The organism is Microbacterium sp. SMR1, from assembly GCF_003289625.1.
Classification (GTDB): domain Bacteria; phylum Actinomycetota; class Actinomycetes; order Actinomycetales; family Microbacteriaceae; genus Microbacterium; species Microbacterium plantarum.
In genome coordinates, this window is record NZ_QMBN01000003.1 from 661,436 (window position 1) to 675,261 (window position 13,826).

General features: G+C 69.6%; 14 protein-coding genes. 8 read left to right on the plus strand and 6 right to left on the minus strand.

Annotated features, from left to right (window positions below):
- Window positions 1–150: 150 nt before the first annotated feature.
- Window positions 151–486, minus strand: coding sequence for an ATP-dependent DNA ligase (locus tag DO944_RS12770; protein WP_112617496.1), 336 nt, complete (start codon window positions 484–486; stop codon window positions 151–153).
- A 133-nt stretch (window positions 487–619) separates the two neighbouring features.
- Here DO944_RS12770 and DO944_RS12775 point away from each other — a divergent pair, with 133 nt between their 5' ends.
- The 3 genes from DO944_RS12775 to DO944_RS12785 all read left to right on the plus strand — a co-directional run bounded on the left by DO944_RS12775 (window position 620) and on the right by DO944_RS12785 (window position 2,280).
- Window positions 620–829, plus strand: coding sequence for a hypothetical protein (locus tag DO944_RS12775; RefSeq protein ID WP_112617497.1), 210 nt, complete (start codon window positions 620–622; stop codon window positions 827–829).
- Window positions 830–1,016: 187 nt separating this feature from the next.
- Window positions 1,017–1,343, plus strand: a complete 327-nt coding sequence (locus DO944_RS12780; protein ID WP_112617498.1) for an ATP-dependent DNA ligase — start codon at window positions 1,017–1,019, stop codon at window positions 1,341–1,343.
- Between the two features lie 19 nt (window positions 1,344–1,362).
- Window positions 1,363–2,280: a helix-turn-helix domain-containing protein gene (locus tag DO944_RS12785; RefSeq protein WP_112617499.1), complete on the plus strand. Its 918-nt coding sequence runs from the start codon at window positions 1,363–1,365 to the stop codon at window positions 2,278–2,280.
- A 10-nt stretch (window positions 2,281–2,290) separates the two neighbouring features.
- Here the strand turns inward: DO944_RS12785 and DO944_RS12790 are convergent, their stop codons facing one another.
- Genes DO944_RS12790 through DO944_RS12810 form a run of 5 tightly spaced genes read right to left on the minus strand, consistent with a single transcriptional unit; the run spans window position 2,291 to window position 8,168 of the window.
- The gene (locus DO944_RS12790; protein ID WP_112617500.1) at window positions 2,291–3,475 is read right to left on the minus strand and encodes an ATP-binding protein; all 1,185 of its coding nucleotides are present in this window, start codon (window positions 3,473–3,475) and stop codon (window positions 2,291–2,293) included.
- 7 nt (window positions 3,476–3,482) lie between these two features.
- Complete coding sequence (locus tag DO944_RS12795) at window positions 3,483–4,574, minus strand: ABC transporter permease (protein WP_112617501.1); 1,092 nt, start codon at window positions 4,572–4,574, stop codon at window positions 3,483–3,485.
- Window positions 4,571–5,530: an ABC transporter ATP-binding protein gene (locus DO944_RS12800; protein ID WP_112617605.1), complete on the minus strand. Its 960-nt coding sequence runs from the start codon at window positions 5,528–5,530 to the stop codon at window positions 4,571–4,573. Before DO944_RS12800 ends, DO944_RS12795 begins: the two co-directional genes overlap by 4 nt.
- Window positions 5,531–5,540: 10 nt before the next feature.
- Window positions 5,541–7,163, minus strand: coding sequence for a HAMP domain-containing sensor histidine kinase (locus DO944_RS12805; protein WP_112617502.1), 1,623 nt, complete (start codon window positions 7,161–7,163; stop codon window positions 5,541–5,543).
- Window positions 7,164–7,169: 6 nt separating this feature from the next.
- On the minus strand, window positions 7,170–8,168 hold the full coding sequence (locus tag DO944_RS12810) for a glycerophosphodiester phosphodiesterase family protein (protein ID WP_112617503.1): 999 nt from the start codon (window positions 8,166–8,168) through the stop codon (window positions 7,170–7,172).
- 158 nt (window positions 8,169–8,326) lie between these two features.
- Here DO944_RS12810 and DO944_RS12815 point away from each other — a divergent pair, with 158 nt between their 5' ends.
- From DO944_RS12815 to DO944_RS12835, 5 genes are all read left to right on the plus strand, one after another.
- Window positions 8,327–9,223: a Bax inhibitor-1/YccA family protein gene (locus DO944_RS12815; protein ID WP_181574239.1), complete on the plus strand. Its 897-nt coding sequence runs from the start codon at window positions 8,327–8,329 to the stop codon at window positions 9,221–9,223.
- Window positions 9,224–9,311: 88 nt separating this feature from the next.
- Entirely contained in the window at window positions 9,312–10,541 is a 1,230-nt protein-coding gene (locus DO944_RS12820; protein WP_112617504.1) for an ROK family transcriptional regulator, read from the plus strand.
- A gap of 107 nt (window positions 10,542–10,648) precedes the next feature.
- Window positions 10,649–12,010 (plus strand): extracellular solute-binding protein, encoded by a 1,362-nt coding sequence (locus DO944_RS12825; protein ID WP_112617505.1) that lies wholly within the window; start codon window positions 10,649–10,651, stop codon window positions 12,008–12,010.
- Window positions 12,011–12,017: 7 nt separating this feature from the next.
- Window positions 12,018–12,962, plus strand: coding sequence for a carbohydrate ABC transporter permease (locus tag DO944_RS12830; RefSeq protein ID WP_112617506.1), 945 nt, complete (start codon window positions 12,018–12,020; stop codon window positions 12,960–12,962).
- 1 nt (window position 12,963) lies between these two features.
- The gene (locus DO944_RS12835) at window positions 12,964–13,815 is read left to right on the plus strand and encodes a carbohydrate ABC transporter permease (RefSeq protein WP_112617507.1); all 852 of its coding nucleotides are present in this window, start codon (window positions 12,964–12,966) and stop codon (window positions 13,813–13,815) included.
- Window positions 13,816–13,826: the final 11 nt, after the last annotated feature.

The window sequence follows — 13,826 nt, forward strand, 5'->3', positions numbered from 1 at the left end:
GACTCGTTCGTGACCGGGAAGGTCGGGAGCAGAAGGCGGATGCCGACGGCTGTGGCTCACACTACGGAGCGCTGGATCGCCGTAGCGGTATATGCCCCGGTCTCACCGGCGATGCACGGCGGTCGCACAGGCGGGACGCTCGGCGCCCCGCTACTCCGCGCCGTCGAGGAATGCGCCGTTTCGGGGCGAGTCCGGCGGCTCGGGAACGACGTACAGGCCCGTCGGCGAATTCGCCGTGTGCGTCAGCGCCTCGAGCCATGCGCGATTCAACGACGGCGTCCGGCTGCCGTAGTACTTGAAGACGAGGCCGCAGCCCGGGTGCAGCCATACCGTCGTGCGGCCGTCGCCGATGCTGACGTCGTCCTTCCACGTGAGCGTGAACGTCTCGCCGCGCCGCAGCTTCGTCGTGATCACGGTCTGAAGGTGCGCGAGCGTCCGATCCTCGAAATCCGCTCGGATCTGGTTCTCATAGATGAAACGACCCATCGCGTCTCCTTCCGGTCCGGCCCGACCTTAGTGCGCGCAACGCGAGGACGGCATCCCCTTGTGCTCGTCGGCGGGATCGGTAGTCTCGCCTGACACGGCGGACTCGACGCCGGTGGATCGAAGGGCGGATGCCGTGTCCAAGAGAGTCGATGTGTTCTATGGCGGTCGCCCGTACAGCATCGGCGGTCGCGACATCGAAGACGTCCGAGCCGAGATCGCGGCGGCGCTCGCGCTCGGCCACGGCTGGCTGACCGTGAACGACGGCGAAGGCGTGGCGCAGACCACCGATCTGCTCATCACCCCCGGGGTGGACGTCACGCTCGCCGCCATCCCCGGTGATTAACGTGTTACGTAATCATCCGTAAAAGTCAACCCCCTCCCGTTCCCTGACAACTGCCTGAAATCTGCGGTGGCACAGCACGGCTGTGCGCGTCGCGGACAGAGCGCGCGCGGAACGGACTCTTCCGCGCGGCGTCGTGACCCGATCGCGGAAGCTGATGATCGCGCTGAATGGCGCGCGAGGAGGAATATTGGGCAGGTTTGTTTACGACGGCAACAATCGCGTCGAGATCGAGGACCGCACGCTCGCACACCTCCAGATGACCATCGGTGCGAAGCTTCGTCGCGGTGAGGCGTTCTTCTTCACCTGGAAGGACGACGTCAGCGTCGGCAAGGGGCGGACGACCGTCTGGATGCACGCCGGAGCCTCTCTCGTCTTCACGTTCCACGGCAGCCGGACCCCCGCGATCAACCGCGCCTGGCTCGAGGCGCTGATGTACACGGCCAACTCCCCCAGCGGACTTTACGTCGTCCCCGAACCGGCAGAGTCCGCATCCGACAAGCTCGTTGTTGAATAGCGAGCCCGTTCGGCGGGGGTTGCAGACCGACGACCCCGGTCGGGCACAGGAATCGGTCAGCTCGCTGTACGAGACCCCGGTGGCGCTCGCGGTCGACGGCTCCGCGCCCTTCCGCTACGAGATGGCGGCTCTCGCCCACCCGGCCGCCGCCGCCGCTGCCGTCCGGTTCACGGGAACGATGCGCACCACGACCCGGGCCTTCCCGCGTCTCATCGTGGCGCACGCGGCGCACGGCAGCCACCGGTGGCAGGTCGGAGGCGAGTCCGGCGACGGCCGAACCCCCTTCATCGTGCCGCCGGACACCGAGTTCACCGCCGAGTTCGGTCAGCTGCACCTGCGCACGTTCAGCGTCACCACGGAGACGCTCGACCACGTGCTGCGCAGCATGATCGGCGACGACCCCCGCCATCTGCAGTTCTCGGGGCTGAACCGCCGGGCCGAGAACCCGCGGCTCGTCGCCGAGACCCTGCGCTTTCTCGAGGCGACCATGCTGGCCGACGAGAAGGTCGCCGCCTCGCCTCTCATGCGCAGTCAGCTCATGCACCAGGCAGTCGCATCGCTCGTGACGGCGTTCCCCGTCATCGACCCCGAAGAGGGGGAACGCCGACGCCCGACCGCGCGAGCCGTGCGCCGCGCTGTGGCGTTCATGGAGGAGAACGTCAGCAACCCCATCAGCATCAGCGACATCGCGGTGGCCTCCGGAACATCGGTCCGCGCACTCCAGAGCGCCTTCCACAAGGCGTTCGAGATCCCGCCGAGCACCTATCTTCGCCGCCTGCGCATCGAGGGCGCCCACCGCGAGCTCCGCGCTGCGCCTCCCGGGTCGACGACCGTGCGGGATGTCGCTCTGCGCTGGGGGTTCGCGCACACGGGACGCTTCGCGCAGCTCTACGCCGCGATGTACGGCGAGCACCCCTCGCACACGCTGCGCCGCTGAGGCGCGCGACTCAGGCGGCGGTCGCCGCGGGGTCCGGCAGGAGGATCCAGACGCGGGTGCCGCCGAGCGGTGAGTCGTCGAGACCGATGCGCCCGCCGTGCGCCTGGATCACCCGTCGACAGGTCGACAGGCCGATGCCGAGACCCTCGGCCTCGGAGTCCCCCCGCTCCATCAGCGCGAAGACGCGTTCGCGGTCCGCCGGGGGCACCCCGGGACCGTTGTCGTCGACCGTGATGCGCCAGCCGCCGTGCACCGCGTGCGCCTCGACACGCACCCGCGGGACCTTCCCCGCGGCCGCGGTGAACTTCACCGCGTTCGCCACGACATTCTGGAGCACCGCGCGCAGGAGCGTGGGATCACCGGCGGGCTCGACCTCGATGTCCTGACGGATGTCGGCGCCGGAGGCCGAGATGGACGCGTCGAGATCCTCGACGACGGCGTGCATCACGGCACCGAGATCGACGCGCGCCCGTTGGGGGCTCGCACCGCCGATGCGGGCGTAGGCGAGGATGTCGGAGATCATGGCGTTCATGCGGTCGGCCGCCGACTCCGCACGGGCGAGCACGCGCGCCGCCTCGGGCGCGTTGTCCATGTCGGGGCTGTCGATCGCGAGCTCGAGGAAGCCGGTGAGGGCCGTCAGCGGATTGCGGAGGTCGTGACTGATCTGCCCCGCGAAACGCGAGAGCTGATCGTTCGACTCGCTCAAGGCGCGGCTGATCCGGCGCAGCTCGAGCAGGTCGACCACCTGATGAGCCAGCAGATCGAGCGCCTCGCGAGCCGATTCGTCGAGGTCGCCCACGGAGTCGTTGAAGACGCAGAGGGTGCCGATGGCGACGCCCGCCGGCGTGACGAGCGGACTCGATGCGTAGAAGCGCACGTGGGCGATCTCACCGGTGACGAAGGGGTTGTGTGCGAACCGCTCGTCGAGCCGTGCGTCGGGCACGATGACCCGACCGGGACGCGCGATGACGGCGGCGCACATCGAGTCTTCGCGTGAGCAGACCGCGGGTTCGAAACCGACCGCGGCGATCTGATGCTGCGAGCGGTCGTCGATGATGTTGATGACGGCCGTGTCGACGCCGCAGACGGTGGCTGCGAGGCGGACGATCCCCTGCAGGTCGGGCGCGGGGGCCTCGCCGATCACGTGATAGGCGTCGATCGCCTCGCGGCGGGTGATGTCGAGTTCGGTGACCATGGCACTCTTACGCTATCCGCGTTCCGGGCGGCAGGGCTCGGGCCGGCGTCCTCGTCCGCGACCACGCTCCCGCCACGAGCAGACCCGCGACCACGATCTGCCCGGCCAGTCCGACGAACCAGCTCGGCGCCGTTCGTTCCCGGATCTCCGCCGCGGTCGGCACGGCGCCGTCTGCGGCCGGCCGGCACTCGTCGTACCCCGTCTCGAGATCAGGTGCGACCTGTGCCTGCCGGACGCCGGATGCGATCTGACCGAACAGGTCGACGGGGTAGCCGAACCGGTCGTACTCGGCAGGCGTCGCGTCGGCGAGGATGACGAAGGGGTTGGCCGCGAGCACCCACCACACACGATCGAACCGCGGCACGGTGTAGGTCGATGTCTCCGGCTCGCCGCAGACCATGCGAGCGGGATCGTTCCAGCAGTCGTCCGCCCCGTCGATGCACTGCGGCGATCCGTCGGCGTTGTACTGCGCCGGCCGGTAGGTCGCGGTCGCCTCGCTCGAGAACGCCGTCGCGCCGAGGCCGAAGGCGATGAGCGTTCCGAAGACGAGCGCAGAGACGACGAGGTAGGTCGCGGCGACCGAGAAGAGAGGCCGGGCGATGAGGCCGCTCAGCCCGACGCCGATCGCAGCGATGATGCCGATCTCGATCACGAGGACGACCAGCGACACCACGACGACGACAGGGTCCACTCCCCCGGCCAGGGTCGCGATGACGAGGAACGGGGCGGCCACCGCGGCGAACGCGAGACCCGTGACCCATGCCGCGAGCACTTTTCCGAGCAGGATCTCGGAGGTTCGCGCGAGCGTCACCTGGACCGGTGCGAGGGTCGCGGCATCCCGGTCGCCGTTGACGGAGTTGCCGCTGAGTGTGGGCGAGACGAGGACGACGAGCAGCAACGTGATGATGACGATCGTCGAGTAGATGCCGGCGCCGCGCTGCTCGCCCTCCGCGATGCCCCCGCCGAAGGCCAGGAACGACAGCGCGGTGACACCGATCAGCAGCACGGCGAAGATGCCGAGCAGGACGTACCACGACACCGTGCGCACCCGTTGGAGCAGCTCGAGCCGAGCGACCGTCCACAGCCGGGCGACGCTCATGACGCCTCCTTCCCCTCGGTGCCCAGATCCCGGCCGGCGCCGAGATCGAGGAAGGTGTGCTCGAGCATCCCGGTCGCGGCCGAGAACTCGGCGACCGCGATGCCCGCGCCCAGCAGCGCCCGCAGACCGGCGGCAGCCTCGGCCTCGGACGAGAACGGGATCAGGACATCGCGGCGGTCTGTCGGCACGCGCGCGACGTCGAGCCGGAGGGCCGTCGCGATCGGGAGCACGGCAGCCTGCGCATCGAGATCGGCGACGCGGACGCGCCAGGTGCGGGTGCGGCGAGCCGCCGCCGCGACCCGGTCGGGACTCACGGTCGCGCCATCGAGCAGGAACACCGCGTCGTCGACGACCTCCTCGAGCTCGGAGAGGATGTGGCTGGAGATCAGCACGGTCTTGCCTGCAGCGGCGAATGCACGCAGGAGTCCGCGCAGGTCTACCCGCGCCTGGGGGTCGAGGCCCGAGGCAGGCTCGTCGAGGAGGAGGACGGACGGGTCGTGCACGAGAGCTCGCGCGAGACCGAGGCGCTGCTTCTGCCCGCGCGAGAGCACACGGGCGGGCGACTCGGCGAGATCGACCAGACCGACCTGATCGAGAAGCTCCCGCGCGCGGCGAGCCGCTTCGGCTCTGTCGAGGTCGTAGAGCCGAGCGGTCATCTCCAGCGTCTCCCGCACGGTGAGCGAGCCCCACGCGCCCAGCGCGTCGGGCATCCATCCGAGCCGCGCCCGGGCTTGGGCGGGATCGGTCACCGGGTCGACGCCGGCGATCCGGATGCTGCCCTCGTCCGGCTGGAGAAGCGACGCGAGCATCAGGAGCAGCGTCGTCTTACCGGCGCCGTTGGGGCCGACGAGTCCGGTCACCGCTCCCGCGCGAGCGTCGAGATCCACTCCGCGAACGGCTTCGACGCGCCCGAACGATCGACGGACATCGCGGACGGTGATCCCGGCGGTGAGCATGTCCGACACCCTAGGGGACGGCGGTGACGTGATCGAGAGGCGGAGGGGCGTCCGGCAGGCTGGCCCGCGGCAGCCTCACGACGGCGGCGGTACCGCCCACCCGCCCGGGCGTCAGCCGCACCTCGCCGCCGTGGGCGCGCGCCAGCCCGCGCGCGAGAGCGAGCCCGAGCCCGAGCCCCTGCGCGGCGCTCCGACGCGAGCGCGTGGTGCGATAGAACCGCTCGAACGCCTGACGGCGCTCGGCAGGGGTCATGCCGGGGCCCTCGTCGGTTACCGAGATCTCGACCTCGTCGGCTCTCATCGCGATCGAGATCTCGACGACGCCGGCGGGAGGCGACACCTGCCGCGCATTGTGCAGCAGCTCGGTCATGATCGCATGCAGGTCGCGGGCTGCGATGCGCGCGTGCGCCGTGGCTCCCATGACGGTCACGGCCACGTCGGAGTCGCCGTCGGCCGATTCGGCGACGACCCGGTCGACGACGGCACGGACCTCGCACGCCGCCGTCCCGGGCATCGCGTCCGCTCGACCCGTCGCGAGGATCAGCTCGACGGTGTGCTCCAGCCTCTCGGCGGCGCGGTGGATCGTCTCCCAGCGGTCGCGATGCTCCGGCATCGCCCCGGCGAGCGCGAGCTCGGCATTGCCGAGGATCACCGTGAGCGGCGTCCGCAGTTCATGGCCCACCGTGTCGAGGAACCGATCGCGGACGTCGACGGCTTCGACGAGCTCGGTCACGTCCTGGGCGACCACGAGCACACCGATGGGCTCGCCGTCGAGCGAGATGGGTCGGGCGACGAAGCGCAGCGCCACCTGATCGCCCGGCTCACCGACCCACACGCGACGCGCCTCGGCGAGTTCACCCGAAAGGATGATGTCGCGCAGGTCCGCGCCCACCACGACCGGGGTGATCCGGTCTTCCTCGTAGACGGACGTGCGCCCGTCCTGGTCGAGCGAGATCGCGATCCCCGCACGCTGGGCCAGCGCATGCGCGGGCGCGTTCGCGACCAGCACCGCGCCGTCGTCGCCGAAGAGCACGATGGCGTCCGGGCTCGTGTCGAGCAGCTGGCGCAGCGCGGCGTCGGTCCGGTTCGAGGAGTCGAGCGCCTCGGCCAATCGATGCGTGGCGCGTCGGGCCCTGCTGCGATGGCGGCCGAGGTCGGCGGAGACGAAACGACTTCCCATCGCGAACATGCCGAGCAGCGCCGGCACCGTCGCGAGCGCCAGCCACTCCGCGAGACCGGCGGGCGGCTCGGTCGCCGCCGCGAGGGGCAGCAGCCCCGCCAGGAGGACCCCCAGCGCCGCGACCGGCGGCGGGAACGCGAAGGCGAGCCAGGCGATCGGGAAGATGACGAGCATCCCGGTCACGGGAAGCAGATCGATGGCACCGTTGCGCAGCGGGGCGCAGGCGAGGATCGAGACGAGCGGGACGATGCACACCCAGACGGTTCCGCGAGTCGGCTTGTCGCGCCAGACGAACCCCATCGCGACACAGGCCGCGACGATGACGCTCGCGCCGGCGACGTAAGCCACGGTGATGCGCTCGGGAGCGACGACCGCGACGGTCGTGGAGATCATCACCGTCGACGCCCCCATCAGATACTGGGCGTAGGGCTGGATCCGGGGTCTGCTGAGCATCGGGGATCAGCGCCCGAACACGTCGACGCCGAGATCCGGGTGGTCGACGAAGACGCCGTCGACTCCGGATGCCGCGAGCTCGGCCCACTCGCCCGCGTAGTCTCCCCAGGCGGACCGACCGCCACCGCGTCGGTGCCGTCTGACGAGGAAGGCGTTCTCAGGACGCGCCGTCCACGTGAAGACGGCCAGCTCGCGCTCGTGCGCTGCGGCAACGAGCGCCCGGCCGCCGTCCGCGCCCCGCGCGGGGTCGAGGAGCATCCGTTTGTCCAGGCTCACACCGGCGACCCGTCCGCCGAGGGCGTCGAGCCCCGCGGGCGACGACCACTCCCGGTAGCTGCGTGCCCCCGCGCCCTCGGTCGAGACCAGGTCGTACGGCCCGCCCTCGGCCTCGAGGAGGAAGATTCGCGTGCCCCGGACGCCGGCGTCCGCCAGGCGGTCGAGGATCGTGAGCTCGAACGACTCGATCCACAGCGGCAGGTCGCCGTCGGTCCAGCCAGCCGCGTCGAGCTCTGCCGCGATGAGCCCGGACACGTCGAAGCCGGCGGCCTCCAGGAAGGTGGCGTGCTTGATCTCGAGCACGACGCCGGGCCGCCGCCCGGAGGTCTTCGCGGCATCGGTGACGAGGTCGAGGAGATCGCGCAGCCGCAGCATCGGCTCCGCGCCGTCATGACGAGCGCTGTCGGGCCGCAGCGCCGGGAGCCGCTCGCGGCAGCGCAGCCGTGACAGCTCGTCCCAGGTGAAGTCCTCCGCGAACCAGCCGGTGAGCGACGCGCCGTCGACGGTCTTCGTCGTGCGGCGCGAAGCGAACTCGGGATGGTCGGCGACGTCGGTCGTCGAGCCGATCTCGTTCTCATGCCGGATCACTGCGACCCCGTCCCGGCTGAAGACCACGTCCGGCTCGACGGCATCGACCCCGCTCTCGAGCGCGAGGAGATAGGAGGAGCGGGTGTGCTCGGGACGATACCCGGGCGCACCGCGGTGGCCGATCACGAGCGGGCGGGACACGACCCCAGCGTACGGGCCGATGACGCGTGATTTCGCTCAGGGCGATCGGCTTCATGGCCTGCTCACAGCGCCGCGCATACCCGGGAGGAACCGGTTCCCGTAGGCTGGGGATACACGGCATCCAGCTGTGTCGACCCTCGACTTGGAGTGTGAGAGCAGTGGCCCTCAATAACCCCGCATTCGACAATCCCGCGTTCAAGGAGCAGCGGCCGGGTCTGACGCCGCCCGCCGCCCCCGGTATGCAGACCGCCTCGGCGCAGCACGCCGGCGTGAACGCCGCTACGCAGGCCCACCTCGAAGGCATGTACGCCGCACCGGCCGCCGGTGCCCGCGAGACCTCCCGTATGACGGTCGAAGACACCGTCGTCAAGACGCTCGGGCTCTTCGCGATCCTGCTCGCCACGGCAGTCGTCGGCTGGGTGTGGACGCTCTTGCCGGTGACTCCCGCGAACCCCAACCCCACGATGATGCCCTGGATCATCGGTGCGCTCGGCGGCTTCGTCCTGGCGATGGTCGTCACCTTCACCTCACGCAAGAAGGTCCGGCCCGGGCTGATCTTCGGGTACGCCGCGTTCGAGGGCCTCTTCGTCGGCGGCATCTCCGCCTACCTCGAGTTCATCTTCCCGGGCATCGTCATGCAGGCGACCCTCGCAACCCTCGCGGTCGTCGGCGTGACCCTCGCCCTCTTCGCCAGCGGCAAGGTCCGCGCGTCGGCCAAGGCGACGAAGATCTTCATGATCGCGATGCTCGGCTACCTCGTCTTCTCGCTGCTGAACGTCGGCCTGATGCTCTTCGGCGTGATCCCGGGCGGCATGATGTTCGGCCTCCACAGCATGAAGATCGCCGGCATCCCGCTCGGCCTCATCATCGGCGTGCTCGTGGTCATCATGGCGGCGTACTCGCTCGTGCTCGACTTCGACAACATCCAGCGGGGCGTCCGCAACGGCGCACCCCGTCAGTACGGCTGGGTCGGCGCGTTTGGCATCATGGTGACGGTCGTTTGGCTGTACGTCGAGATCCTCCGCATCATCGCGATCCTGCGCGGCAACAACTGACGCTCCCCCGCGATCCTCGAAGGCCCGTCCGGTTCGCCGGGCGGGCCTTCGTCATGCGCGCGCGCAGTATGGTTCGACGGGAGGAACCATGAGACGCGGCTCGAACCTGCCGGCCGTCGGCACGTACAACCAGACGCTCGTGCTCGACCTGATCCGGCGCTCCCCCGACGGCATCAGCCGCATCGAGCTCGCCGCCCGCACGGGGCTGTCCGCCCAGACGCTCAGCAACGTCGCCCGCCGTCTCGTCGCCGAGGGCTGGGTGCGCGAGGGGACCCCGATCGTCACCGGCCCCGGCAAGCCCCGCACCCCCCTCCAGCTCGACCCGACGGCCCGGTGCGCCGTCGGCATCCATCTCGATCCGGCGGTCGAGACCGTCGTCGTGGTCGACCTTCTGGGCGAGGTCGTCGCTCAGACCGAGCGCACCCCGCGACCCGACGCGACCCGCGAGCAGATCCTCGGCGACCTCGTCGGCACCGTCGAGTCGCTGCTCGCGGAAGGCGGCCGTTCGCGGGCATCCGTGCTCGGCATCGGCGTCGCCGCTCCTGGCCCGCTCGACGCGGACGCGGGCGTCCTGTTCGAGCCCCCGCTTCTGCCGCCCGTCTGGCACGACCTCGCCCTGGGGCCGTTGCTGCGCGAGGCGACGGGACTGCCGACGACGGTCGAGAAGGATGTCGTCGCCGCGATGGTCGGCGAGCTCTGGCGGGATGCCGCACAAGAGCTGCAGGACTCCATCTTCGTGTACTACGGAGCGGGCGTCGGCGCGGGCCTCGCCGTCGACGGCGCACCGATCCGGGGCCGCACGGGGAACGCCGGTGATGTCGCCCACCTCGTCGTCGAACCGGGCGGGCCGGCATGCGGGTGCGGTCAACGCGGATGCCTCGGCGCCGCCATCGCCCCCGAACGGCTGCTCGTCGACGGGGGTGTGATCGATGGCAGTGAGCCCGTGGCCGCACCGGCACTCCGGGAGCGCCTCCGCGAACTCGCAGCCCGCGCGCGCGGCGGCGATGAGCGCGCCGCGTCGGCGGTGCGGCGCGCCGGGTCGAGCCTCGCCCGCGCCGTCGTGCAGATCAACAACCTCCTCGACGCGGATGTCGTCGTGGTCGGGGGGCCGCTGTGGAAGCTCCTCTCGACGACGGCCGGGCCCGCCCTCTCCGACGCCGTGGCGGCGAGCACCGAGACCGCCACGGTGCGCGGCATCCGCGTGCTCGAAAGCGGACTGCCCACGGATGCCGCCGCCGTGGGCGCCGCGTGCCTCGTGCTCGATGCCGCGATGACCGCCCGCCCGACGGACCTCATGATCGCGGGCGCCCCGGACTGAACCCACCGGGAAAGGTCGAGGCGAAGCCTTGTTCTTTTATTCCATTTGTTTTATAAAAGACGTGCGCACGCACCAGCGCCCCTCGTCAAAGCAAAGGAGCTTCGACCATGAAGAGACCCATCACGACCGTGGCCGTCGTCGGCATCGCAGCGTTCTCGCTCGCTCTCACGAGCTGCGGCAGCGGCGGCGGGGGCGGAGACGAAGCGTCGTCCGACACGATCCGCGTCGCCTATCAGAAGACGACGTCGTTCACCGCGATGGACGAGCTCATGAAGAAGACGAAGGAGGAGTACGAGGCCGCGCACGAGGGGATGACGGTCGAGCTCGTGCCGATCGAGGCGGAGCAGGACCAGTACTTCACCAAGCTCGCCCTCATGAACGGGTCGGCGGGGACGGCGCCCGACGTCATCTACGAGGACACCTTCCAGATCCGATCGGATGCCGCCGCCGGATATCTGCAGCCGATCGACGACTATCTCGCCGACTGGGACCAGTGGGAGCAGTACGACGACGGCGCCAAGCAGGCCGGGCTCGGCGACGACGGCAAGACGTACGGCGTCTCGCTCGGCACCGACACCCGGGGCCTCTACTTCAACAAGCAGCTGTTCGCGGCGGCGGGGCTTCCCGAGGACTGGGCGCCGGAGAGCTGGGACGACGTGCTCGAGGCCGCGCGCACCATCAAGGAGAGCAACCCCGACGTCATCCCGTTCAACATCTACGCGTCGCAGGCACTGGGCGAGGCGACGTCGATGCAGGGCTTCGAGATGCTGCTCTACGGCACCGAGGATGAGCTCCTCGACACCGACACGAACAAGTGGGTCACCGGCTCGACGGGGTTCCTCGACGCACTCGAGTTCTATCAGACGGTCGCGAAGGAGAAGCTCGGCCCCGACCCGGCGCTGGCGCTCGACGCCGGCTGGGGAACCAAAGTCAGCACGGAGCTCCTCCCCCAGGGCGGGATCGCCATCGCGCTCGACGGTTCGTGGCTGCCGAGCAACTGGATCGACGGCGAGAACGCGTGGCCGGAGTGGGAGCAGACGATGGGCTTCGCCGCTATGCCGACCCAGGACGGCGGCGGTGACGGCTTCACCTCGATGTCGGGCGGATGGACGCTCGCGATGGGTGCCAACGCGAAGAACCCGCAGGCCGCCTTCGACTTCATCGCCCAGGCTCTGACGTTCGAGAACGCACTGATGTATCACCAGGAGGCCGGGCAGATCGCGGTGCGCAAGGACGTCGCCGCCAGCCAGGAGTACCTCGACTACAACCCGTCGTTCGAGTTCTTCTCATCGCTCGTGCCGTACACCCACTTCCGGCCGGCAACGCCCGATTACTCGCAGATCTCGGCGAACATCCCGCGCGCGACGGAGTCGATCTTCACCGGTCAGGCGACCCCGCAGGATGCACAGGCCGCGTACGACTCCGCTCTCGTCGGCATCGTCGGCGAGGAGAACACGCAGGCGGGCTGATCCAGCGATGACCGCCACCGCCACCGTCACCACCGGCGGTCGGCACCGCCCGGGCCGGGAGATCACCTCCCGGTCCGGCCGGTCGGCCGGCCGTGCCGCCGCACGACTCCTCCCGCTCCTGCCCGCGGTGCTCCTGCTGCTCGCGTTCATGCTCGGACCGATCGTCTACGCGCTCTACGGGTCACTGACCGACCGCGCCATGACCGGGCCCCGCGCGGCGAACCCGCAGTTCATCGGACTCGACAACTACACGGCCCTGTTCGCCTCGGGAGAGTTCTGGCTCTCGCTCGGGCTCACCGTGGTGTTCGTGCTGGCGTCCGCCGTGATCGGCCAGAACGTCCTCGGGATGCTGCTCGCCGTCCTCATCCGCAACTCGGTGAAGCCGCTGCGTTCGCTCGTCGGCGGACTCGTGGTGCTGGCGTGGGTGCTGCCGGAGATCGTCGCCGCCTTCGCCCTTTACGCCTTCTTCCAGACCGACGGCACCCTCAACACCTTCCTCGGCTGGTTCGGGCTGGAGGGCACGAGCTGGCTGTACTACTTCCCGATGCTGGCGGTGATCCTGGCGAACATCTGGCGCGGCACGGCCTTCTCGATGATGGTCTACAACGCGGCGCTGTCCGAGGTGCCGCCCGAGCTGATCGAGGCCGCGACGATCGACGGCGCCGGCGCCTGGCAGCGCTTCATCCGCGTCACCCTCCCCGTCATCCGGCGGTCGATCTCCACCAATCTGCTGCTGACGACGCTGCAGACGCTCGGCGTGTTCACGCTCATCTGGGTGATGACCGGGGGCGGTCCGGGAACGCAGTCGTCGACGCTCCCCGTGCTGGCGTTCCAGGAGGCGTTCAAGTTCGCCCAGGTCGGATACGGCACCGCGATCGCCGTCGTGACGCTCCTGATCGGCGCCGTCTTCTCCGCCGTCTACATCCGCATCCTCAAGCCGGAGGTCGACTGACATGGCCACCATCGCCACCTCGGTCTCGGCACCGCGGAAGCGGGCTCAGACCGTGCTGTCGTCGATCATCCTCGCGGCGATCGGCGTGCTCTTCCTCGTGCCGCTGCTGTGGATCGTCTTCGCTTCCTTCGACGGCGACGCGAAGGTCACGATGAAGGTCCCCGAGACCTGGACCCTCGAGAACTACACGCAGGTGATGACGTGGGAGCTCACGTTCCAGCCTCTCCTGAACTCGATCCTCGTCTCGCTGGGCACCGCCGTCATCACCGTTGTCGTCGGTGTGCTCGCGGCCTACCCGCTGTCGCGCTACGCGATGCGGTTCCAGAAGACGTTCATGTACGCGATCCTCTTCGGCACCGGGCTGCCGATCACCGCGATGATGGTGCCGGTCTACGCGCTGTTCGTCTCGTTCGGGCTGCTCGACTCGGTGTGGGGCGTCATCGTCTTCATGGCCGCGACATCTCTGCCGATGGCGATCTGGATGCTGAAGAACTTCATGGACTCGGTGCCGATCTCTCTCGAAGAGGCCGCCTGGGTCGACGGGGCCGGGTCGATGCAGGCTCTCGCGCGCATCGTCATCCCGCTCATGCGCTCAGGCATCGGCGTCGTGTTCATCTTCGTCTTCACGACCGCCTGGGGGAACTTCTTCGTCCCCTTCGTGCTGCTCTTCACGTCGTCGAAGTTCCCGGCGGCGGTGTCGATCTTCAACTTCTTCGGTCAGTACGGTTCGATCGCCTACGGACAGCTCGCCGCCTACTCGGTGCTCTATGCCGCACCGATGGTGGTGCTGTACGTCCTCGTCCAGCGATTCTCGGGCGGCTCGTTCGCCCTCGCCGGCTCCGTCAAGGGCTGACCCGCTTCCTC